20 protein-coding genes and 1 pseudogene are annotated in these 21,002 nt (G+C 55.2%); 11 read left to right on the top strand and 10 right to left on the bottom strand.

The window, feature by feature from the left end:
• A partial coding sequence (locus tag NJQ98_RS18530) for a PD-(D/E)XK nuclease family protein (RefSeq protein ID WP_262181493.1) occupies positions 1 to 1,124 on the top strand: 1,124 nt, incomplete at its 5' end.
• Entirely contained in the window at positions 1,072 to 3,039 is a 1,968-nt protein-coding gene (locus tag NJQ98_RS18535) for a DNA cytosine methyltransferase (RefSeq protein WP_262181495.1), read from the top strand. The genes NJQ98_RS18530 and NJQ98_RS18535, both read left to right, overlap by 53 nt.
• 195 nt (positions 3,040 to 3,234) lie before the next feature.
• Here the strand turns inward: NJQ98_RS18535 and NJQ98_RS18540 are convergent, their stop codons facing one another.
• From NJQ98_RS18540 to NJQ98_RS18550, 3 genes are all read right to left on the bottom strand, one after another.
• Positions 3,235 to 4,056, bottom strand: a complete 822-nt coding sequence (locus tag NJQ98_RS18540) for a MutH/Sau3AI family endonuclease (RefSeq protein WP_262181497.1) — start codon at positions 4,054 to 4,056, stop codon at positions 3,235 to 3,237.
• Between the two features lie 183 nt (positions 4,057 to 4,239).
• A complete protein-coding gene (gene dcm, locus NJQ98_RS18545) occupies positions 4,240 to 5,493 on the bottom strand; it encodes a DNA (cytosine-5-)-methyltransferase (RefSeq protein ID WP_262181499.1) in 1,254 nt (417 codons plus the stop codon).
• A 148-nt stretch (positions 5,494 to 5,641) separates the two neighbouring features.
• Positions 5,642 to 6,187: a hypothetical protein gene (locus tag NJQ98_RS18550; RefSeq protein ID WP_262181500.1), complete on the bottom strand. Its 546-nt coding sequence runs from the start codon at positions 6,185 to 6,187 to the stop codon at positions 5,642 to 5,644.
• Positions 6,188 to 6,569: 382 nt separating this feature from the next.
• On the opposite strand from NJQ98_RS18550, the gene NJQ98_RS18555 reads away from it, so the two are divergent.
• From NJQ98_RS18555 to NJQ98_RS19255, 5 genes are all read left to right on the top strand, one after another.
• On the top strand, positions 6,570 to 7,550 hold the full coding sequence (locus tag NJQ98_RS18555) for a Gfo/Idh/MocA family protein (RefSeq protein ID WP_262181502.1): 981 nt from the start codon (positions 6,570 to 6,572) through the stop codon (positions 7,548 to 7,550).
• Between the two features lie 111 nt (positions 7,551 to 7,661).
• A complete protein-coding gene (locus NJQ98_RS18560) occupies positions 7,662 to 8,030 on the top strand; it encodes a DUF6788 family protein (RefSeq protein ID WP_262181504.1) in 369 nt (122 codons plus the stop codon).
• 788 nt (positions 8,031 to 8,818) lie between these two features.
• Positions 8,819 to 10,081, top strand: coding sequence for a Cdc6/Cdc18 family protein (locus tag NJQ98_RS18565; RefSeq protein WP_262181505.1), 1,263 nt, complete (start codon positions 8,819 to 8,821; stop codon positions 10,079 to 10,081).
• Between the two features lie 574 nt (positions 10,082 to 10,655).
• Positions 10,656 to 11,498, top strand: coding sequence for a hypothetical protein (locus NJQ98_RS18570; protein ID WP_262181507.1), 843 nt, complete (start codon positions 10,656 to 10,658; stop codon positions 11,496 to 11,498).
• Between the two features lie 312 nt (positions 11,499 to 11,810).
• Positions 11,811 to 11,975 (top strand): DUF7987 family protein, encoded by a 165-nt coding sequence (locus NJQ98_RS19255; protein WP_489146085.1) that lies wholly within the window; start codon positions 11,811 to 11,813, stop codon positions 11,973 to 11,975.
• A 123-nt stretch (positions 11,976 to 12,098) separates the two neighbouring features.
• Here NJQ98_RS19255 and NJQ98_RS18575 read toward each other — a convergent pair whose 3' ends face one another.
• The gene (locus NJQ98_RS18575) at positions 12,099 to 13,316 is read right to left on the bottom strand and encodes an outer membrane protein assembly factor BamB family protein (RefSeq protein WP_262181510.1); all 1,218 of its coding nucleotides are present in this window, start codon (positions 13,314 to 13,316) and stop codon (positions 12,099 to 12,101) included.
• Positions 13,317 to 13,779: 463 nt separating this feature from the next.
• Between NJQ98_RS18575 and NJQ98_RS18580 the strand changes: the two are divergent.
• A pseudogene (locus NJQ98_RS18580) lies at positions 13,780 to 14,324 on the top strand (hypothetical protein).
• Between the two features lie 20 nt (positions 14,325 to 14,344).
• Here the strand turns inward: NJQ98_RS18580 and NJQ98_RS18590 are convergent.
• On the bottom strand, positions 14,345 to 14,470 hold the full coding sequence (locus NJQ98_RS18590; protein WP_262181518.1) for a zinc-ribbon domain-containing protein: 126 nt from the start codon (positions 14,468 to 14,470) through the stop codon (positions 14,345 to 14,347).
• Positions 14,471 to 14,909: 439 nt separating this feature from the next.
• Here NJQ98_RS18590 and NJQ98_RS18595 point away from each other — a divergent pair, with 439 nt between their 5' ends.
• The gene (locus NJQ98_RS18595; protein ID WP_262181520.1) at positions 14,910 to 15,443 is read left to right on the top strand and encodes a hypothetical protein; all 534 of its coding nucleotides are present in this window, start codon (positions 14,910 to 14,912) and stop codon (positions 15,441 to 15,443) included.
• A 64-nt stretch (positions 15,444 to 15,507) separates the two neighbouring features.
• Here the strand turns inward: NJQ98_RS18595 and NJQ98_RS18600 are convergent, their stop codons facing one another.
• The 5 genes from NJQ98_RS18600 to NJQ98_RS18620 form a co-directional block, all read right to left on the bottom strand.
• A complete protein-coding gene (locus tag NJQ98_RS18600; RefSeq protein ID WP_262181522.1) occupies positions 15,508 to 15,834 on the bottom strand; it encodes a DUF6788 family protein in 327 nt (108 codons plus the stop codon).
• A 133-nt stretch (positions 15,835 to 15,967) separates the two neighbouring features.
• A complete protein-coding gene (locus tag NJQ98_RS18605; RefSeq protein WP_262181524.1) occupies positions 15,968 to 16,684 on the bottom strand; it encodes a DUF429 domain-containing protein in 717 nt (238 codons plus the stop codon).
• Complete coding sequence (locus tag NJQ98_RS18610) at positions 16,681 to 17,022, bottom strand: hypothetical protein (RefSeq protein ID WP_262181526.1); 342 nt, start codon at positions 17,020 to 17,022, stop codon at positions 16,681 to 16,683. Before NJQ98_RS18610 ends, NJQ98_RS18605 begins: the two co-directional genes overlap by 4 nt.
• Positions 17,023 to 17,362: 340 nt before the next feature.
• On the bottom strand, positions 17,363 to 18,277 hold the full coding sequence (locus tag NJQ98_RS18615; RefSeq protein ID WP_262181528.1) for a restriction endonuclease: 915 nt from the start codon (positions 18,275 to 18,277) through the stop codon (positions 17,363 to 17,365).
• Between the two features lie 136 nt (positions 18,278 to 18,413).
• Positions 18,414 to 18,722 (bottom strand): hypothetical protein, encoded by a 309-nt coding sequence (locus tag NJQ98_RS18620; RefSeq protein ID WP_262181530.1) that lies wholly within the window; start codon positions 18,720 to 18,722, stop codon positions 18,414 to 18,416.
• Positions 18,723 to 18,937: 215 nt separating this feature from the next.
• Between NJQ98_RS18620 and NJQ98_RS18625 the strand changes: the two genes are divergently transcribed.
• Both NJQ98_RS18625 and NJQ98_RS18630 read left to right on the top strand, forming a co-directional pair.
• Positions 18,938 to 19,291 carry a hypothetical protein gene (locus NJQ98_RS18625; RefSeq protein ID WP_262181532.1) on the top strand — a complete coding sequence of 118 codons (354 nt, stop codon included), beginning with the start codon at positions 18,938 to 18,940 and terminating at the stop codon, positions 19,289 to 19,291.
• A 321-nt stretch (positions 19,292 to 19,612) separates the two neighbouring features.
• Positions 19,613 to 20,365 (top strand): GIY-YIG nuclease family protein, encoded by a 753-nt coding sequence (locus NJQ98_RS18630; RefSeq protein WP_262181534.1) that lies wholly within the window; start codon positions 19,613 to 19,615, stop codon positions 20,363 to 20,365.
• Positions 20,366 to 21,002: the final 637 nt, after the last annotated feature.

A 21,002-nucleotide genomic window follows, 5' to 3' on the forward strand; every position in this document is an offset into this window, starting at 1 on the left:
TCGGCCGAGCACGGCTATCGAGGTTGCGTGCGGAGGAGAAACGAATGTTGTACGTCGCCTGTACCCGCTCGCGGGACCATCTAATACTGGCTGGGACCCACGATGCATCACTCGGTGATGAGGGTCATCTCCATCTCGAATCCTGCGAACCCGATGCGGCGGATTCCTGGCGAGATCTGATACAGCCCCACCTGCTCGATGACGAGATACTGCTTGACGAACTGCTCGAATCGGGCGTGGCGCGACGGACTCTCCCAGGCGAGCTCCAGCGAGCCGGATCGGAGACCGACGCCGAGTACATGGTCCGCCTCCCAAGTGAATCCGTACCGGTGGCAGACGATAGCCTCGCGACAGTCCCGGAGCTGGGGCCGACCGTCGATCGACCGGCACAGCCGGATGTGACCTATGCAGTCTCGCCATCACAGATTGCAGACCTTGAGGGGGAGCAGCCCGATGGGCGACTGACCCTCGATGATTCCTCCCGAACGGTATCCTACGAGCGGTTCGATGACGATGACGGTGCGACGACCAGCGGGGAGCCGACGTCCAGGATGGACCCCGACGAACGGCAGCTTTATGGCCGTGTCTTCGGCGAAGCTGTCCATCGGATATGCGAGCTCCGCCCCGGGGATGGCGGCCGGGATGCCGTCATCGATGATACCCTCGTCGAGATGGAGTACGACGGTGAGATTATCAGTGCCGACCGCGAGGCCGTCTTCGACCACGCCGACCGGGCTATTGCGTACGTCGAGAGACAGATGGAAGGCGGGACCGCACGGTACGACGAGCTGGAGCTGACGGCCAACCTCCCAGGTGGGGAGCTGTACGGCTTCATCGACTGTCTCCTGGTCACGGGTGACCGGTATCACATCATCGATTACAAGACCGGAAATCACGATACCGCTGACCTCGAGGCCAAGACAGACTATTATCAGGCTCAACTGGACGCGTATGCGGCCATGCTGGAGGCCACAGGAGACCCGAACCGGGTGACGACATCACTGTACTACACAGCCTGTGATGTGGCCCATTCGAAGACGTACGACAGTGAGGAACTGTCGACCATCGTCGATGATATCGACCGTAGGATACGGGGCCTATGTGACATGGATATCCCCAGCTGAAGCTGGGAAGAAGTCCGACCAGGATCGAAAATTCTTTAATAGAGGGCACCGTGGCCATGGTATGTCCGACGCACCGACTGCTATCGATTTGTTCTGTGGTGGCGGTGGCTTCAGCGAAGGAATGCGACAGGCCGGTTTCGAGATAACACATGCTATAGATATCGAGCCGAAGGCCTGTGAGAGCTACCGGCATAACCATCCCGAGACGGAGGTCATCCAGGCGGATATCCTGGAGTTCGACCCCAACGAGTTTCCCGATGATGTTGATGTGGTGTTCGGGTCGCCACCGTGTACCGAGTTCTCGTGGGCCAAGCAGGGCGGTGGTGGGGACATTGAGGAGGGTATGAAGTTGGTCAAGCGGTTCATCCACTTCGTCGGCGAGCTAGAGCCCGACTACTGGGTCATGGAGAATATTCCACGACTTGACAACTACCTTCCCGAGACCATTGATTTCACCGATATTCCGTGGTCCGACCGGACCGATAGCATCGACATCGAGAAGGCCATCCTGGACGGGGATGACTACGGGACTCCACAGCGTCGGAGTCGGCTCTTCTCTGGTGAGTTCCCGGTTCCGGAGCCGACCAACGAGGACGTTCCATCTTTTGGTGCCATCAGCGAGGCGTTCCCACCATCGACCGACGGTATCCCCGAATCAGGAACCGTCACGGACCCGACCTACGGTATCGAGCTTCCCGCCGCGGAACTGACCGACCACTACTACATCAGTCACGTCACCAACCGAGAGGCCGAAGAAATTCGGGTCCGGAAGGAAGACCACTCGTTCTACGGGAAGATGAGCTTCCCGGACGACCCGGAGGTTCCCTCCCGGACTGTACTGGCGACGAACCGCCGTGTGGCGCGTGAGACACTCGTGATGGAGGACGACAAGGCACCGGAGGGGCTGAGTCGCTTCCGGAAGCCGACAATCCGAGAGATAGCGACCATCCAGGGCTTCCCCATCACGTACCAGTTCACCGGAACCTCCCAGGCACAGAAATGGCGGCGTGTCGGTGATGCAGTGCCGCCGACGATGGCGTTCCGGGTCGCGTGTTCACTCCTCGACGCACTTGGAGAATCAGCCCCGGAGGAACCCGATATCCGGACCAGCACTCCGAAGCCAGATACCAATCTTAACGACCGGGACCTCTCGTACAAGGGCCGTCGAAGCCTGAGTATCTCACGGAACTTCCGCCATCACGTTCCTCACGACAACAAGCAGTCGTTCCGTGTCGACCTCCAGACCGACAAGGATGCAGCGCCACCCCATCCCCTCGACGGAGTCGTCAACGCCGATATCACCCATCCTGTCGAGTTCGAGGTCGAGCTCTACCGAGGCTATTCGACCGATGTCGTCTCGACAACTATCGATCTGGAGGAGACGCTGGCATACATCGATAGACTACGCGAACAGCACCCCGAGCGGGAATCGGATATCGAGGCCATCGCTGAGCAGATACTCGAACGGCTCGGTCCAATGACACCGGATGCGACGACGCTGCAAGGTATCCGGTCTCGGCGGGCAGAACGTGATGAACCCCTGGAGTATGAACTACTGCGTACCATCTCCGACTACGACGACTCCGGCATCGTCGATGCTGTCATCCCCCGTGACCAGATGGAGGAGCTGGAACCACTGGAGTGCCCCGACCTCTTCGATGGTACCGAACTGCCGGTACGTGTCCTGTTCAAGCTGCTATGTGCAAACTATCTCTCGACCAAACTCAACAGGTGTGGTACCTGGGTCCGAGATGGCCCGGAGGATGTGTTCCTCTCGGAGGAAATCCGAGAGGCAATCGATACCGAGAGTATCGACTGGCAGGGCGCAACCTGCCAGGGAGTCTGTGTGGATAATCAGCTCCGCGAACGATATCTGGAGTCCTCCATACCAGAGGCACCTGCCTCGACCGACTGACCGTCGGCCTCAGTCGAGACTTCGGCCACGGTACCTTGCAGTCCGCGGTCGGGAGTCCTCTCTCGGCAATGGGTAGCGATTAATCGATATCACCGGCCAACGAGTGTCCAGCTCTGGTAAGGTCGGTTGCAGCCTTGCCGGCAGCCCTGAGGACATCTACGGCTATCCGTTGTCCGATAAATCGGCAGCTTCGCTCTATGCAGGGCCCTCCGGTAGGTAGCTATCGATAGCAATCGCATCCGCTGCGCGTTCTTTCGAGCGCGCCCAGAGAGCATCCTTCTCGATGTATTGGGACCGGCCATAGTCGATGAGTTCGAGGTCGGCATCCTGGGCGAGCATCTTGACCAGGAACCGTGTCGGGATGCGCCAACTTCTCCGTTCGGGTTTCTCGAGTGTCGGGTGGTCGTTGTTCTTGATGAACGAGCCGGGTTCGTTACTCGAGAAGTCCGAGTTGTGCTTCGGGCAGGTCTGGAGGATATCGTTGCCAGCTTCGCTCTCGCTGAGGTGTTCACCCTCCAGTACCTGGCGACGAATCTCCTCGTACTCCTCTTGTATCTGCTCGTCGAGTTCGTCCGACGGGGACCAGTTCTGCCACCAGACGAAGGGCCACTCACTCCGATTGCCATCGTCATGGACGAACCAGACGATGAACAAATCGAGGAACTTCTTGCGGAGCTTTTCGATGTCGCGCCAGTACTCGGTCTCGGCGAGCTCGCCGTAATCGATGATACCGACGCTCAACGGCTCCTTCGGGTAGAAATAATCACCATAGGAGGTCTTGAGCGGTTTGCACTTCAGTTCCTTCTCGATTTGCCGGAAGTCTGGGTCGGGGTCGTTGTCGTGGTCCATCCCATAGTAGGTCTCGAGGAGCTCGCCGAGCTGGCCCTTGAGCTTCGTCGCATCGTGGTCGGCCATCTCGGTCTGTGCGATGTCACCGAACGTGTGTCCGAGCAGCGCGTTCGACGCTGCCTCTACTTCGGCCCAGGTTGCATCTCGACCTATCGCGTCGCCGTCCATAGGGAACAGAATGAGGTTGATATAGAAAGGCGTCTAGGTATCGCTATTTCGAGTCATCGTGGCACAACACAGTCACGACGTTCATCGGGATTCGAACCGGTAATCTGACGACCGGCCGGTGTCGCGATGAGAGTCGTACTGATTGCTGTCGTGTTCAGGCCGTTGCTTGGATTCCAAGAGCAGCTACTCGCTCGTACTACCGAATACGAGCCCGGAGTCACTGTCCAAGTCATCTGGCGACTGCGTGAGTGTCCGCCCCATCTGCTCGACCAGTCCGACGACCAGCGCGTTCCCCATGCACGTGTACCGCCAAGTTCGTGACATCCCGGTATCGGTCCAACCGTCGGGAAATCCCATCAGCCGTTCCGCCTCGATGGGTGTCAGAATACGGAGGTCGCCGGTCTCTGGATCTTCGACGACGTGTTTCTCTCGTCCAGGGCCCGTAGTCCCCTCGCTCGTGAGCAGCGTCCTAGAGGGACCATCGAGATTGTCCGGGAAGGGAATCGCACCCTCACTGAAGGTGTACTCGTAGCCATCATCCGTGACACGGTCTTCCTCCTTCGCTCCCTTCATGTACTCCCACCGATCCATATCCTCCTCGTCTAAGAAGAACTCGTCGTCGACACCACCCGTCTGGAGTACATCACCGAGTGTCTCCCCCTCGATGTCGATGGGGTCGACATCGCGGGTCCAGATGCCCCCATCGACCATCGAGCCAGCGTGCTCGAAGTCGAACTCGAACTCCTCGCTCGTCTGTTTCGGGTCCCCGAGGAGCTCAGTATCGGGCTGTCTGGCGACCGGGAACTGCTGCTGACCGGAATCGACCGGGAACTCACGGGGGAAGAACCCACGTTGAGTGAAGTAGTGTGGCTGGTCGGCCTCTTCGTCGAGCCATCCGCCCCAGTCGGTATCTCGACGAGCTGCGAAGATGAACACCCGTCGCCGCTTCGTCGGATACCCATAATCGGCCGCATTGAGCATCCGCCACTCGACGTTGTAGCCCAGGTCATGAAGACAGTGGAGTACAACCGCGAAATCGCGTCCACGCTGGTCCGTCGGCGAGCGGAGAAGTCGGTTGACGTTCTCCAGAAGGAGGTACTTCGGGCGCTTCGCACGGGTGATACGTTCTATCTCCCACCAGAGGACACCCTTCTCGCCTTCAATCCCCTCGGCGCCGGTCTGGGCGACTGAGTAGTCCTGGCAGGGGAAACCCCCCACGAGCAGCTCGTGGTCTGGCACGTCCTCTGTGGGGACATCGTTGATATCGATGTTGGTGTGGTCGTCGGCGCCGAAGTGCTTGACGTAGCAGTCTGATGCGTGTTGGGCCTGGATGCTCGGTTCCCATTGGTTGCTCCAGATGACCTCGTGGCCCGCTTCTTCGAGTCCGAGGCGGAAGCCACCGACCCCAGCAAAGAGTTCGACCGTATCCAGACCCATCTTGGATGGTCAATTGCGGAAGGGAGGGTTCAATCTATCGCTTCCTATACTGTCGTCTAGTGGATACGGCTCTGGACCGCTCGAGACTGAGTGACCTTCGATTCATCTCTCAACGGCCATCATAATGGAGATAGAGAGCGTATAGATATCAGCCCCATCTGGGGTCTTCGTACCCCAAGACCGCAATATCCTCGACGAAGAGCACACTCCGGATGAACTCTAGGTTCCGCGTGGTTGCACGATGGAGGTCTCTGGACCCACCATAGTTCGTCGGGACGATGAGGCAGCCAAACTCGATTGTCTGTCGCTTCTCCCGCTGTGTCTTGCCACCCCTGATGAACTTGAGGATGTCGTCGCTGACTCGTTTGGCCTCACTCTTCTCAATCTCGATTGCGATTCGCTCATCTGCGTTGTAGAGGTCGACGCTGTGATCGAACCCCGCATCCGCCCAGAGCTTACAGGCGGAGTTGCGCCCACTAGAATCATCGTGTTCGTGGTCATATCCAGGCAATTCAGATGCTATCTTCGAATCGAACTCCCGTAGCTCGATGCCCTTCTGATGTTCGTGAAATACATCGGCCGGGACTTCCTCGACAGCGGCTTCGATACTCCTGTAATCGCTATCTGGAAACTCTCGGTACTTGCTCTGACCTCTGATATCGCTCAGGAATGCCGTCTTCTCGATTCTCACCATGTGCTATCAGGCCCGATGTGGGGCCGTGCAATCAAGCCAGGGGTCGTTCTGTGGCTGGCAGTATCGAATACGAACCCTTGATTAGCTTCGGACGGAAGAGTTGTTTCCGGCCGCCTGACTCGCAATCCGCGAAGAACGAGAATCGTGGCCCGCCTGGTGCTCGCTGTTACCTATGTTACTCTTGGGCGTATTATTTTAAAATTGGTCTGTGTTACCAGGAAAGTTCATGCTGGTAGCTGTATTCGGTATCGGGGCTTGCTCTACGAAATCAATGCCTGCTTCGCAAAAACGGATTGATCCGTGTTGCTCGATTCAAGCCACACGAGGCGTAGTGGGAGCCCCCGCTATTAACAGGCTCTGTGAGCCAATGTCCATACCAACAATGCGATTTGGAATCCTCAGTACGGCTAATATCGGTGTGACATCGATGATTCCGGCGATTGTCGCAAGTAATCACGAGGTCGGGGCCATCGCCTCACGTGATGAAGGCGCCGCACAGGATGTAGCCGACAAGTTTGGAATTCCAGAGGCCTACGGCAGCTACGACAGACTCATCGCAGAAGCCGATATCGACGCGGTGTACATTCCGCTGCCAAACGGGCTTCATGCCGAGTGGATTCGAGCCGCCGCGGACGCTGGTTTGCACGTCCTTTGTGAAAAGCCGCTCACCGGCGACCCGAGCGAGACAGCTGCTGTCTTTGACTACTGTGAAGATCGTGATATCACCCTAATGGAGGCATTCATGTATCGCTTCCACCCACTCACTGAACGCGCCGCTGACATCGTCGCGAACGAACTCGGTGAGGTTCGCGCAGTCACGTCGACGTTCACCTTCCGGATGCCCGACGGTGCCGAAGACATCCGACTCGACCCGGATCTCGACGGTGGGTCGATACTGGACGTGGGGACCTATGCTGTCAGCGCGGCACGTCTCTTCCTCGGGGAACCCGACCAGGTGTACGCAACTACTCACGACAGTCGTAACTGCGGCGTCGACACCGAGATGGCTGGCATCCTTGAGTACGACTCCGGCGCCGTCGCTCGGGTCCAGTCAGGCTTCGAGACACCACTAACCCAGTACTACCGTGTCGAGACGACCGATGGCTGGCTCCGCGCCGAGCCCACCTTCGACGTCGGTGTCGACAGCCAGACATCGCTCACTTACGCCGTCGACGGGCGGGAAGTGACAGAACGATTCGACGCCGCAGATCACTATCGCTTAGAGGTGGAACATTTCGCCGAGTGTGTCGAGCGCGGCGAGACACCAAGAATCGACCGCGAAGAGAGTGTCACCCACGCTGAGACACTGGCGGCGATAGGTGAGTCTGCACAGTCAGGTAAACGTGTTGTCGTCGGCGAGTAGCAGAATCCGACTTAGTAGTATTGAGAAGACGATAAGCGAGCGGTAAGACGGCTGGCCAAATAGGATAGTTAACCAACATCTATAGGTTTTGCGGCCTCTGTTGGTTAGTATATGGATGACCGAGACCACGCAATCGAGGCGCTCGAACATCTCCGTACGATGGAGTCAGCTGAGAGCGGTGGGTCAACTATAGAACAGCATCGCCAGAACGCCATCGAACACGTGGAAGCACTGGTAGCAGAACTCGAGAAATCGACCCAAGTCGAGACATCTGAGGAGTCAGTTGAGATCCCGGACAACTGGGACGATGATGAGGAGTGGGAGAGTAAACTCGAAGAGGCTCGTGAGAAGGCTTCAATATCTTCATCGAAGGGGACGCTGACGACGAAAACAATCAACGGACGGGAATACTACTACCTCCAGTGGCGGGAAGGTGAAAAAGTCAGGAGTCAGTACATAGCTCCAGTTGACCCCACCTGAGACGACTCCACAGATTATAGGTTGAGTGTTCCGGCGTTCACCGATATGACACACACACACCAGATTCCGAGTGAGTGAGTGATTTAGGGACATCCCCCTGTTCAGATGGGGACTGGGTGGTTGAAGGACTCATTTATAGCGGCTATTGGGGGGAGAACGACCGACTTAACCAACGTTTAGGAAGAGAGGGACGGTTTGTTGGTTAAAACTGAGGAACCCCTACCACACACACCCCCCATTTCGAGTGTTAACCGGTGAGAATCCGTAGGTGGGGGAGTAGCATCGAGATTGTCGATTTGTATATAAAGAGTGGGTACACCACACCCCATTTCGAGTGTTTATCGAGCGGGAAAGCGCTCTACTACTACTACTAACACTAGCTAGTAGAAAGAAATATAAATAAAGGAAAAGACGACAGACAGCTCTCCAGGAATCGCACCGCTTCTAGTAATCGGTGTTCACAACTAAGAAGGCTGCTACAACCTGTTCTCGACATAAACTTGACCTCGATATGTGGCCCCACCCTCCTCATACTAAGAACACTCGAAATGGGGGGTGTGTGTGCCTCCCCATCTCTCCTCCAGACAACACTCGAAATGGGGGGGCACATTTCCGTCAGGGTTTCAACACAAACTGAACTATCCGGTATACTGCTTTTATGGGCTCTATAGCCGATGTTTACACTCGAAACGGGGGGCGTCAATAACCCTTTCAGGTACGAACACCGGAAACACTCGAAACACTCGAACTAGCATTTTATGTACCATCATGATAAGTTCTCAGATAAGATGGATTCGCCGTTCGACGACCCGGGAAAAATCTTCGCCGATAAACGTCCCTTCGACGAAGGGTATACGCCGGAAACGATTCTTTGCCGAGATGAGGAAATCAGTCGCTACTCCGAAGCACTCCAGGACGTTGTTGAGGGATTCGGTCCGAACAACGTTTTCATCTATGGGCAGACGGGCAACGGCAAGACCGTCGTCACGAAGAAGATGATGGGTTTTCTCCGCGAGGAAACCGCACAACACGATATCCCACTCACAATTCTGGAGGTCAACTGCAACAAGGACGATAGCATCTTCAACGTCCTCATCTCGCTTATCAACCAGCTTCGGCCGCCAGATGATCAGGTTCCCGAACAGGGCCCGACGAAGGGCTTTCTCTGGTCGACGCTGTATGAGGAACTCGACCAGCTCGATGGCGACGCGGTCGTCGTCCTGGACGAAATCGATATGCTCGGTGCCGACAACGACAAACTCCTCTATGAGTTTCCTCGGGCGCGGAAAATGGGTTCGCTCGAAGACACTCGTGTTGGCGTGATTGGCATCTCGAACAACCACATGTTCAAGGACTCATTGGATCCTCGCGTCAAGAGCACGCTCTGTGAGTACGAAATCTTCTTTTCGCCCTACGACGCCAACGAGCTGACCGAGATTCTCGACCACTACGCCGAACTCGTGTTCCGTGAGGGGACAATCGATGAGGGAGTCATCGAACTCTGTGCGGCCCGGGCTGCCCAGGAACAAGGTGACGCTCGCGAAGCTCTCGATCTTCTGGAAACAGCTGGGAATATCGCTCGGAAACAAGACGCAACGCAGGTCACACAGGCACATGTCGAAGAGGCTGGCAGCCGTGTCGAGGAACAGCGCGTCCTCACCATCGTTCGCGACCAGCTCACCTCCCAAATGAAACTTGCCTTGCTCGCGACGACGTTCCTCAATCTTGATGACGAATCTTCGCCACGAGCGAAGAACATCTACAACGTCTATGAGAACATTTGTTCGGTCTGTGGCTACGAACCCCGTTCGAAGCGTCGCGTGAACGACTTCCTCGATTCGATTCGTCTGTATGGCCTGCTCGAGCGCAACGAACGCAATCTTGGCCGTGCAGGTGGACGCTCATACATTCATACGCTGGAAGTCTCGCCCGAACTCGTCTTCGAGGGGCTGAAATACGATCAGGAAGGCGCCGAATCGATGCTCGAGCGCTATGATCTCGTTCCGGATCCTGAGGATGCAGACCAAGCACGACTGACTGCATATATGTAATCTCGACGAGCGAGCGTGCCACCCAAATCGGCGTCACAACCCATACCCTCGTGAACAACGAGGCGTTCTTCGTCGCCCTCGAAGTGGCCGGCTTGCTCAAGCGTGTGGACCTCGACACCAGCAACGCCACGAGGTAGTGGATTGACTTCCGTTTCGAGGTTGAGCGACGGTTTTCGACGGCTGACATCGGAGAGCTGTCAGTATATTTTAACCAGTCAACTGCTGTGAGTTGTGTCGTGCTGGTCCCGTGTGTCAACTCGCTATATGACAATATAGATGGAATCGTTGTAACTAAGATGAATTAACAACCCAAAGACACCCTCTAAATACCGATATCGGTAGATAGAGTGGATGAAGAGCCAGATTAGATTACCAAACTCGATAAGTAATTGCAATCTTCATACCAGCTACTAGCATGATCTCACGTCGGGAATTGCTCACGACTTCTTGTATTGGACTTGCGGGGCTAGCCGGCTGTTCGGGCGGTGATGATGGCAGCTCTAACGGTGATGGTGGTGAGAACGGGGCGACTGGAACTGTAACGACAACGGAGGACCAGGGAGAAACCTACCTCATGGGCGTTGGGGCAGATGGGACGTCCGTTGCGGTATCAATCAGTGATGCCGAAACGGTGGCGTCGGTGAATGCAGTTCGCGAGGACGGGGAACTGTTCGCTTCAAAGAAAGTGAATACTGGCGTTTCACAAGTCTCCTTCCCAATGGTTGAAGGTGGCCCTGCTCCAGAAGAAATTGTGTCTCCTGGAGCGCAGCTCACATTCGTAGCTGTCAATGGAAGCGGGGACGAACTTGACTCACTCGAGTGGGCGTATGAACCTCGGCTTGAACTTGCACGGGCATCGACCGGGCAGACGGACTATCCTGAACGTGAGTACTCGGAGCGGTGGCTTGTTGTCGAGATTGAAAACACTGGCACGGGCCCTGCTATCTTTAATGGTATACAACTTGAACATCTAGAAGCGCAGGATGTCAACCGTGTCGAAAAGCCCATTGTTGACAGCTTCATGAGTGACCGGGACCACCCCGCGTGGAACCTGTCTGGTTACACAAGTAATTGGTCCACTCCGGTTCCTTCTGATAATCTTGACGAATTTATAACCCCTACTGACTCGTCTGAATATGCTATTCCAAGCGGTGAATCTCGCAAATTTGTTTATACAGGAGTGTTCATGAGTGGCCGTTCCTACGCAAACCTTGAACAATCTCCCGACTACGAGCGCACATTCGGTGTTACAGTGCGCTCAATCCCAGAATATAATTCTTTTTCGTCGTATGAGGTTACCGTCGAACTATCGGGAGAATTTAACCACCAGGGGCGCGCTACGAGCCTGAAGTTTTGGCCGAGTGAAACGCAAGTAATCTCAAAGACGGAGGTTGACGGGTCTTCTTTTGGTGAGTGATATCCGGGCAGCTTCTTCAGTTCTATTCACTGCCGGTACGGTCTCAGGTCGCATTTCCAACGCCGTTTCTCGTAGGTGTCGTGTGTTGTCCGCCCTTCCTGAGATCTCCATCCACCGCCGACGGAATCGTCATAATTCTCACCTTTGAACTCTGCTACTGGATATGCAGGTCGGTTGAGCAGCGAATTCTCTTAGCCGACACTGAAACAAACCGACTTCCACAGTAGTGACTTGTTTCACAAGCCGTGAATCGGTCAGTACAGGAGAACCACTTAGCAGTAGGTACTTCATCCAACTCTCTTGATTTACGGTATGGTTTCCCGCGAGACTCAGATAATGGTCGCTTCTGCCGTGGTAGCCCTCGCTATTCTTTTCGTCCTACGGGCATTTACGAAATTAGGGGTGTTGCCGAGGTTTGTGATTGTCGTCATCGCTATAATCGTTACACAATCGGCCCTCAAACAGTGCTCTCAGTAAGCAGGTCGATTGAGCAACGAATTCTCTCAGCCGACTCTGAAACAATGAGACTTCCACAGTAACGACTTTTCAGACAAGTCGAAACAAACGCAGATTGTGGTGTTGAAAATCCCAACCCAGAGGCTACCGCTCCGACAACGCGTATATGTGATCACTCCAGATGTACACCATCCTATCCACCACTGTCGGCGATGATCGCACAACGTCCCCTGTCTGATGTGCCCATTGCTCGGTTCCATCGGCTGCCGACAACGCGTACACGCTGCCGTCGTCACTCCCGACGTAGACTGTCCCATCCACCACTGTCGGCGACGACCGTACCTCGTCCCCAGTCTCATATGCCCATTGCTCGGTTCCATCGGCTGCCGACAACGCATACACGCTGTGGTCGAAACTTCCGACGTAGACGGTCCCATCCGCCACTGCCGGTGAGGAATACACCGCGTCCCCGATATCATATGCCCATTGCTCGGTCCCGTCGGCTGCCGATAACGCATACACGCTGTGGTCGTAACTCCCAATGTAGACCGTCCCGTCAACTACTGCCGGCGACGAAACCACATCGTCACCAGTCTCATATGCCCATTGCTCGGCTCCATCGGCTGCCGACAACGCGTACACGCTTTGGTCGGCACTCCCAATGTAAACTGTCCCATCCACCACTGCCGGCGACGCATGCACCGAGCTCCCAGTCTCATATGCCCATTGCTCGGTCCCATCGGCTGCCGACAACGCATACACACTGTCGTCGAGGCTACCGACATAGACCGTCCCATCAACGACTGCTGGCGATGAATACACCCGGTCCCCGGTCTCATATGCCCACTGCTCGGTTCCGTCGGCTGCCGACAATGCGTACACACTCCCGTCGGTACTCCCGATGTAGACCGTCCCGTCAACCACTGCCGGCGACGAATTTAACGGGCTTATGGAGTCATATTCCCATTGTTCGGTCCCATCGGTTGCCGACAACGCATACACACTGCCGGCGCCACTTCCGACGTAGACCGTCCCATCAACGACTGCTGGCGATGACCGCACCTTGCTCCTAGTCTGGAAGGCCCATTGCTTGGTGACTGACGTTTTGGGGCCGGTTTCACTCGGGCGAGAGCCCGTGTTCGCGGTGTCATACCTGAACATGGGGGCTCCGCCCATATCGCCTGAACCGCCGTTAGCATCGCTGGAGTCTTCGGCAGTGTCAATTGCATCTTCGTCAGCATCACTCGAATCTTCGTTAGTATCGGCTGAGTCTTCCCCAAGTATACCAAGACAGCCTGAAAGACCCAGCACTGTGCCCGATATCGAAGCTTTGAGAAAATTCCGACGACGCGACGAATCCATGGAAAATAATTCCTTTGTCAGCACTTATTATTTGCTACCAAATCTGACAAAAAGACAGCTGTAGTCGGCGGCGTTCTCTCGGGCGTCTCGGATATCCGTGTAGACGCTTATCTACAGACGGGGTTAGCCAGACAAGGTCAAACTGTCGTCACGACCAGCGACCTACTGGCATACGCAGTACTGGAGAAAGCCTGGTAGTTGAGGGGGCTGCTTGTCGACTTGTAACCACAGATAGGACGTTTCGCCGATACAGGCGTCAGCTCAAATGGTGGCCGTTGGAAGCCCTCATCCGTATGGTCAGCAACAATCCGGCACGGTGTTTGCCGATGGGCCTTATATCGAGCAGTGACCCAACACCCGTACGGCCCCAGTCCGTAAAGAAAAACTCAGAAACACGTGCGCTGCCCACCGCTGGCACCTTTCGAGAACTGTTTTGCCACTGCACGGTGAGGGTGGAGCTAAGATGGTTATCGTTGAGGAGGTCACCAAACTGAGCGAGCGCCGTACCCAGACCTCGTCTGAGGCATTTCCAGATGAGGCACTGGCGTCGATACGGGCGGCCGTCGAGGCTGTCCCCGCTGATGTCTTCGACGGCTCGACGAAACACAGGGAGGTCGGCGGGTTCGATGCCGGGATTGCTGATAGCCTCCCACAGTACGAGTATGAGGGAGATGCGGGAGGTGGCTTCAACCCGAACTGCAAGCTCTGGTCGCATCTGGGGTTCAACTACAGCGTCGACCTCTACGACGCCGATGCCCGCATCGCTATCGAGGTCGAAAAGAGCGAACGCAAGAACGTCAGCGACGATCTCCTCAAGTTCCAGAAAGGTACCGCACACAGAAGGATAGCCGGCCGAAGATCGAGTTCGGCTGTCTGGTGCTGCCGGTGAACTATCTCGGTCGGCACAACCTCTACCAGCACAGCCTGACCAAGCTGGACTTCATGAAGGGCGTCCTGTTCATCGACGATGTCGCTGTCATCGGCTATCGCGACCCGCGCCCGGACTGACCCGTCTTCCTGGTTGACTCTCAGAATTCGCCGCCACAGGCCGGACAGATGGGCTCGTCACCGTCCGTCGACGGCGCCACGCTGAGCTGACAGTGGTCACACCACAGCCGACGCTCGTCGGTACCGTCTGGTGTGTCGTGGGTCATGGTTGGAAGTAGACTCGGCGGGTGCAAGAAGTCTCGGCGTAGTTAACCAACATGCACGGTCCAGCGGCAGGTCGCGTTGGTTAAGAGAATGCCGGCAGCCCGCCCGCCATGGTCGTCGACGAGTCTCTGCACCATCCACGCCATAGTCGAGACGGTCGATAGCCTCCAGTACAAGTTAGACACCGACCAGAACCTCGGCGTTGGGATCGTACAACTTCGCGAGGCCGACGACCGCAAGGGGTGTCGTGATAAGAGTGCATATACGGACTTGATTCAAACCGGTCAAGAGCTCCCAGAATACTGGATACAATGACGGCGTTTCATTACGTATTCTCGGCTACTCGATATCACTGGCGTGCGCTCGTATCTGTATCGTCGTGGGTTACAGCTCGTCGATGTCGGCCGAATAGTCCTGAGTGTGGTGACGATACCAGGTACCGTGCTCCACGAGCTGGCCCATGCTTGTGGCTGTGTGATCACCAGGACAGACATCCACGAGATTCAGTTCTGGCAGTGGCAGAACTATCTCGATTGGGAGGCAGACAATCAGCGGCCCGGCTTTATCCGGCATGACCACCCAGGCAAGCCGTGGCAGAGCGTCTTGATTTCGGCGATGCCGCTGCCGGTCTGTTTCAGTTGTGGAGCCCTGCTGTATATCATCGCAGATTTCCTTGCCTACCCGTCGTCACTCCTCGCGTTCGGTCTCGGGAGTGTCTTCCTGTTCAGTATGGGGCTGAGCCAGACGGACCTCGGGAATATAGAACGGTATACTGCTGACCTCACCGGGATTGAAGCGTGGATTTGGACTGTATTTGCCCGACTGAGTCGGAATGAGGGACTCCTAATGGGTAGTATCCCTGCGGGAGCGTTTCTTCTCCTTGACCTCCCACTCTGGACCATAGTGTTGGTCGGTATCTGGCATCTGTGTCTCGAGGTGGCGTGTCTGTCGTATGACTGGTGGCACACACAGTAGGAGCCGTCGACAGCATGAACCAGACGAGCGAGGAAGCAAGCCGATACGACAAGCAACTGTCGCATTAGTCGGTGGACTGAGCCGGGCCAATGTACTTCGATTTGATTTTGTCCCCATCTCGCCACTGCCAGTACCGGTAGCGGTTGTCGTTGATTTCCTTGACTGTGACCGATGCGTTGGTCGGAACCGCTGCTGGCCGCTCATCTGGTACGGCAGCAGCCGACTCGTCTTCAGCTTCGTCCTCGGCCTCGAGGCGTGTCTGTCGCTCGCGATACTCGGCCAGGGTTTCGGCATACGTGGCGAGGGCCCGAATCTGGGTTGGAGACAGAGTCGCACACTCGTCGGTGAATCCCGCCGGGAGCGGCGCCGGTGGGGTCGGTTCCTTGGCCATCTGTATTAACCAACAGCCAGTCCATAATCTTCACTATGTTGGTTAAGACACTGTTGTCGGTTTTCGTCCAGAATTACGCGCTTCATCTATCGTGCCATCCACGCGACGGTTGAGACAGTCGATGGCCCGATTACTATTCCTCCCACTCTTCGATGTCGACATCAAAATCTGGGTAATAGATTCTTGGTTCATCGGATGCTGGCTTCGCTGGGATAGTCGTGAGCTCTTTCTGGGCCGCCGTAGCGAGTACCATCGAATCAAGAATATCATCACGACGGACATCTTTCCGATAGTAATCCGTACATGCTTCATTGTAGTGCCTTCTCGGCGTATCGAGTGCATCGCTGAGCAACTTCATTCGGAGGCCTTGACCCCGCTGTGACGATTTCGAGTAGGCGATTGGTTGGCCGTTGAGTTCAGCAAAGCAGAGTTCTGGATGGCTCTCTCGAATCGTGCTGTCATACTCTTGCCCCACGACGCGGTTGACTTCACGGATTTTGTCGCCGATGCTGTAGGCCTGCCTTGAGAGGCCATTCCCGAGCTGATTCCGGTGCTTAGCGTTCGCAGCCTCATAGTCCTCGCAGTCCAGTGCACTCTGGCATGGTGGGAAGAAGACCGAGTTCCCGCGACTGCCAAGTTCCTCACGGGCAGCGAGATCACAGCGGCGCCGTGCTTCAGTTGGGTAGCCGATGGGGATATCGACAAGAATCCGTGTGGCATCGTAGGTCGTACAGAGATTCTCGAATTCGTCGAAGACCGCTGTACTGATACTATCGTCATCAAGGATTGTTGCGAACCACCCAGCCGGACACGCATCGACGCCGACGACAGCTTTGCTATTGCTGCTCATTGGGCCTCAGTGTACTCCATGACGAAGACCGGCAATTCGATAGGGAAATGCTCGCTAAAGAATGGGCCATTTAGTTCTCGCCGTGTCCGGCGCAGAGACGGGTCTCGATCGGTTGGGTACATGAGCACGGCAACGTCGATGGGAAGCGTCTCCAAGCGTTCTGCGGCGGCCTGTATCTTCATGAGATGCCAGCGGGCCCGCATCTGCTCTTTGCGCTCGTGTTCGATGGCCACCCGATGAGCATCGTGATAGGCATCGAGAAACGGTGTGAGTCGCTCTGCATGGGGGCTGTCGGCGGGTCCGAGATCGACTTGGACCTGTGTTTCCCAGCCACCCATATCGTAGAGTGCCTCCGACCGTGCCGAGTAGGATCCCTGGCCAGAGTGTTTTGCCCAGATAGCCGGGAGTTGTTTCAGTTCCCCGAGAACACCTTTCTCGCGTAACCGGGCTTTCCCACCGTTGTGTGAATACGTCTCTAGATGCATCTTCTAAGCGTATTCTGCTGTGAGAATATAAGACCATTTCTGGCGGATGTAACACACGGCAGAATTTATTCGCCCTTCTCGAACGGGTTTTCTAGCAGTCGGGTCCAGGTGCTGAGTGAGATAACCGTCACCGGACCATTCCCGCCACGGTCGAGACGGTCGACAGCCCAATCGCCAGTACGAGCTGGGTACCTCAGAACTTATAACCGGTAACTTCGAGGCCGATAACTCCAGAAAGGGATATTTTGTCACCCGGATTGATTTCGACCCACTGCTTGTTATCAATCGGATTGCCGTTGACTTTCACTGAATTCGGCCCGAGCTGATGGACATAAAAATGGCCGTTGGATTTCTGAAATCCAATGTGTTCTCGATGGATACGTTCGGCTGTTGAGTCGGATATTCCATCCGCAGTAAGGAACGAACGCAGTTGATTGCCAAGGGTTTCTCCATCGTCTACGCGCAGTGTCCGTCCCCGTGCCTTAATCGTGAGTGCCCGTGCATCTTCGGTTGATTGTGTTGACTGGTCACCCTGCGGAATGCGCGTCTGTTGCTTCCGTTGGGCCTCGATTTTTGGAACACGGTGGGGGTCCAACTCTTCGCCACACTGCATGCAATATTTGTCCTCCTCATCGATTGCTGCGTCACAGGAAGGACAACTGGTCAGTATATCTGTGAACTGGATAAGTAGATCTCCGGAATCGCTCTCTCGCACCAGATGAATCAGCTGTTCCCCGTCGATGAATTTCAGGTTGAACTTCTGTTTGAGTTCGATAGCCTGCTTTGTGAACCCGCTCGTGGTCACGATAATGACTTCATCGACGCCGTTTCGCTGCTTGAGTGATGCATATTTCTGGACCTCCGGTCCGGAAACCCGGTTGCCATGTGCATACTTCTTCGCTTGAATGAGCGCTTTCCTCCTGTAGGGGAACGACTTGGTCGCCTTGATATCGATACCCATATCGTTTGATCCGACCGTCACCTCCGTGTCCCAGCCACGGCGAATCCATAATTCGGCAATGAACTCCTCGAAACGCTGAGGATCGAGCGCAATCAATGCTGAGAGAAGAGCATCTGTCTCCCAGATGGAGAGGTCGTCAGTAGACATGCTAGTTAGTGAAATGCAATCATTGTCCACTGCCTATGAATATAACGGGCTCAAAATACTGCTACGGCCTCATGCTTGTTTCAGTAACTAAAAACAGCTCCCGGAATATCGCCCGAAAGCAGTCTATTTTGCAACTTCAGAGTGACTGGGCAAGTGCGACAACCCGATCAAAAAGACCCCGGAAGAACGGATATTCGAAGATGACGAGTCCAAGGATAATCAGCATCGGTGCGAAGGCTGGCTCAACTTGCAACTCGACATAGTGCGAGGCGCCTATTACTATCAGGATTAGACCCTGAACTAGCCGGGCTTGCTCTTTGCCAGATTCGTGAACGGCATACTCGACAGCTGAGCGAAGAGCTTCGCTGTCGGCCTCTGTACCGGCCTTGTCTTTCAACTCTTCAATGTCTTCTTCATCAATTCGAGCGCTGAATGTCGGGGGCATATTCCCTCCCATCAGCGCGAACAACTTATATCTCATAGATAATTCGAAGACTGAAAACTGATTTTTCGCCTGTAAACACAGCTGAGGCGGATGTTTACACCTGAAACGTCTAGCCGTCTTATGTCAGTCCGCACATGATGGACAATTCGGATGTATGTGCAAACTGATTGGCGGTACGACGTGACGGTACATGGGTGGAACAGAGAAGTGGTACTATGATTGCAGCGTCCCTTCAGCTGGAGTTTGTTTCGGCAGTATGGATTGAATGGTTACCACACAGGATTTTGAGCCACCTGACCCCGCTGGCCCTCATCGTTCTGGGATACTTTGTCGAGAAACACTATGTGAGCCGACCTGCGGTGTTTGCCAATGCGCTTGCGATTAACGTCTATATTCGCGATGTCGCTAACCCGCACCAACTCTTGATCCTCTATGCAAATTTGGGTGTGGTGATGGCCGGGATTGGGATGTATACTTACGCTGCTGAGGAGTCGCTTAGCAGCAGATACTACATACTAGCTCAATTGTATGGCTCCCCAGTTGTCGCACTGGTTATTCTTCTCTTCTAACTCACGTCAAGGTCACCACGTAATAGCGACCGTCCTTTCTTGAGGGGGGTCACTTCAGACTCTCCACGTGGTTTGACATACCCGATATGGTCTCAACCAGTGAACCACCAGCACACGGCCCAACGTCCCAGCCGTGCCCCCACGCACGAACACACACCAGTCACCGAGGTGGCCACACGGCGTCTCGTCGAGCTCATGCTTCTCGCCGGCGCCGTTGACGCCGAGGCAGGTCCGAGCAATGCAATCACTACGGAGAGATCACACATGGCCATCGGGTAGGATTGACCCTACTATTATGCCAGCTGGTTACCAGTTCTGGACATGGAGATATCTACGCTCGCTCAAGAGTTTAATTTCGTAGATACAGTCACACTTGAAGAAAACGAGAGTGGCCAGATTGACCTCAAAATGCCCCACTCTCGGTACGCGAAGGCGGATGAAATGCCAGTCCATCAGTACGGCTGGGGGCCTTTTTGCAAATTCTTTGCTGATACTACCGACTATCAACAGGTATCAGGCGTCTACGTCTTTACCGCAAATTACCAGATTGTATACGTCGGGGAGGCTGTAGATATCCACAGTCGTATCCAAGCTGGGTATTCGAATATCTCTCCCAGGAACTGCTTCGAAGGCGGGCAACAGACCAATTGCCGAATCAACAATGCGATTCTCGACGTTATCCGTAACCAGGGTCAGGTTGCACTTTGGGCGTCGGTTACCAGAGATAGAAAACAACGGGAAGCGGAACTAATCGACGAATGCGACCCACAGTGGAACAAGGAGAGAAAAGCAGCTGAGGAGGAATTTCGAGCGGATTCCCAGGCACAGCAAGAATACCACGGAAAATATTCACCGCTAAAACAGTATCTTCGTACAGTACAAGGCGAGGAGATTGAGTTCACCTTTGCCGAGATAGAGGAGATTCTCTCTTTCTCTCTTCCTAAGTCAGCACACAAATTCGATGCTTGGTGGTCAAACGGGAGTAAAAGCCACTCGCGCGCCTGGTTAGACGCAGGATGGAGGGTGAAAGATTTCACACAATCAGACCAAATCGTCTGTTTCGAACGCCTATAGAGGTCCGTGAGCATCACCCTCAACGCCTAACCGCAGTGCTCGCCCACGCCAGGCTTTAGGACAGCCACCCCGGCAGCGCCCAACCTGTCTCGCAGCGACGGCACAGTCCACGCGCTAGCACCTCGAACGAAATTGTTGACGAGCCCGTCAACACGTGGCTACCGTCCCAGCGACGTGGTTAACCAACAAAGTCGGTAGGGTGGACGGCTGTTGGTTAAGCTGCTATGTAAGTCTCTGAAGCAGTCGGTATAGTCGAAGTCGTCAGTTGCGTCGCTTCAATCCCGCAAAGGTTCGTCTGAAACTCGAATGTTTCTCATCGGTCCCGTCGTCGTGGCCCTGCTTCAATCCCAGACGGGTTCGACTGAAACTCTATTATCTCCTTAACCACGTCGAGAGTCCGCCAGCTTCAATCTCGAAAGGGTTCGTCTGAAACCGCGGGTATCACCGGCAGCGCGGGCAACCCCGACACGCTTCAATCCCGCAGGGGTTCGTCTGAAACATCGACGACAGGCGTCTGATCCTCGTAAATCTCGTTGCTTCAATCCCATAGAGGTTCGTCTGAACCGCGTCCACAGGAACAATCGCCTTATCCGTTATATGCCTAGTTGTCTGTTAACCTGAAATAATTTCCGCCAGT

The sequence above is a fragment of the Haloarcula laminariae genome, assembly GCF_025457605.1.
In the GTDB taxonomy this organism is placed as follows: Archaea; Halobacteriota; Halobacteria; order Halobacteriales; family Haloarculaceae; genus Haloarcula; species Haloarcula laminariae.

Coding starts and splice junctions, on each gene's coding strand:
- NJQ98_RS18535 (WP_262181495.1), top strand. CDS start 1,072: ATGATATCGACCGTAGGATACGGGGCCTATGTGACATGGATATCCCCA.
- NJQ98_RS18540 (WP_262181497.1), bottom strand. CDS start 4,056: ATGGACGGCGACGCGATAGGTCGAGATGCAACCTGGGCCGAAGTAGAG.
- dcm (WP_262181499.1), bottom strand. CDS start 5,493: ATGGGTCTGGATACGGTCGAACTCTTTGCTGGGGTCGGTGGCTTCCGC.
- NJQ98_RS18550 (WP_262181500.1), bottom strand. CDS start 6,187: ATGGTGAGAATCGAGAAGACGGCATTCCTGAGCGATATCAGAGGTCAG.
- NJQ98_RS18555 (WP_262181502.1), top strand. CDS start 6,570: ATGCGATTTGGAATCCTCAGTACGGCTAATATCGGTGTGACATCGATG.
- NJQ98_RS18560 (WP_262181504.1), top strand. CDS start 7,662: ATGGATGACCGAGACCACGCAATCGAGGCGCTCGAACATCTCCGTACG.
- NJQ98_RS18565 (WP_262181505.1), top strand. CDS start 8,819: ATGGATTCGCCGTTCGACGACCCGGGAAAAATCTTCGCCGATAAACGT.
- NJQ98_RS18570 (WP_262181507.1), top strand. CDS start 10,656: ATGGGCGTTGGGGCAGATGGGACGTCCGTTGCGGTATCAATCAGTGAT.
- NJQ98_RS19255 (WP_489146085.1), top strand. CDS start 11,811: ATGGTTTCCCGCGAGACTCAGATAATGGTCGCTTCTGCCGTGGTAGCC.
- NJQ98_RS18575 (WP_262181510.1), bottom strand. CDS start 13,316: ATGGATTCGTCGCGTCGTCGGAATTTTCTCAAAGCTTCGATATCGGGC.
- NJQ98_RS18590 (WP_262181518.1), bottom strand. CDS start 14,470: ATGACCCACGACACACCAGACGGTACCGACGAGCGTCGGCTGTGGTGT.
- NJQ98_RS18600 (WP_262181522.1), bottom strand. CDS start 15,834: ATGGCCAAGGAACCGACCCCACCGGCGCCGCTCCCGGCGGGATTCACC.
- NJQ98_RS18605 (WP_262181524.1), bottom strand. CDS start 16,684: ATGAGCAGCAATAGCAAAGCTGTCGTCGGCGTCGATGCGTGTCCGGCT.
- NJQ98_RS18610 (WP_262181526.1), bottom strand. CDS start 17,022: ATGGGTGGCTGGGAAACACAGGTCCAAGTCGATCTCGGACCCGCCGAC.
- NJQ98_RS18615 (WP_262181528.1), bottom strand. CDS start 18,277: ATGTCTACTGACGACCTCTCCATCTGGGAGACAGATGCTCTTCTCTCA.
- NJQ98_RS18620 (WP_262181530.1), bottom strand. CDS start 18,722: ATGCCCCCGACATTCAGCGCTCGAATTGATGAAGAAGACATTGAAGAG.
- NJQ98_RS18625 (WP_262181532.1), top strand. CDS start 18,938: ATGATTGCAGCGTCCCTTCAGCTGGAGTTTGTTTCGGCAGTATGGATT.
- NJQ98_RS18630 (WP_262181534.1), top strand. CDS start 19,613: ATGGAGATATCTACGCTCGCTCAAGAGTTTAATTTCGTAGATACAGTC.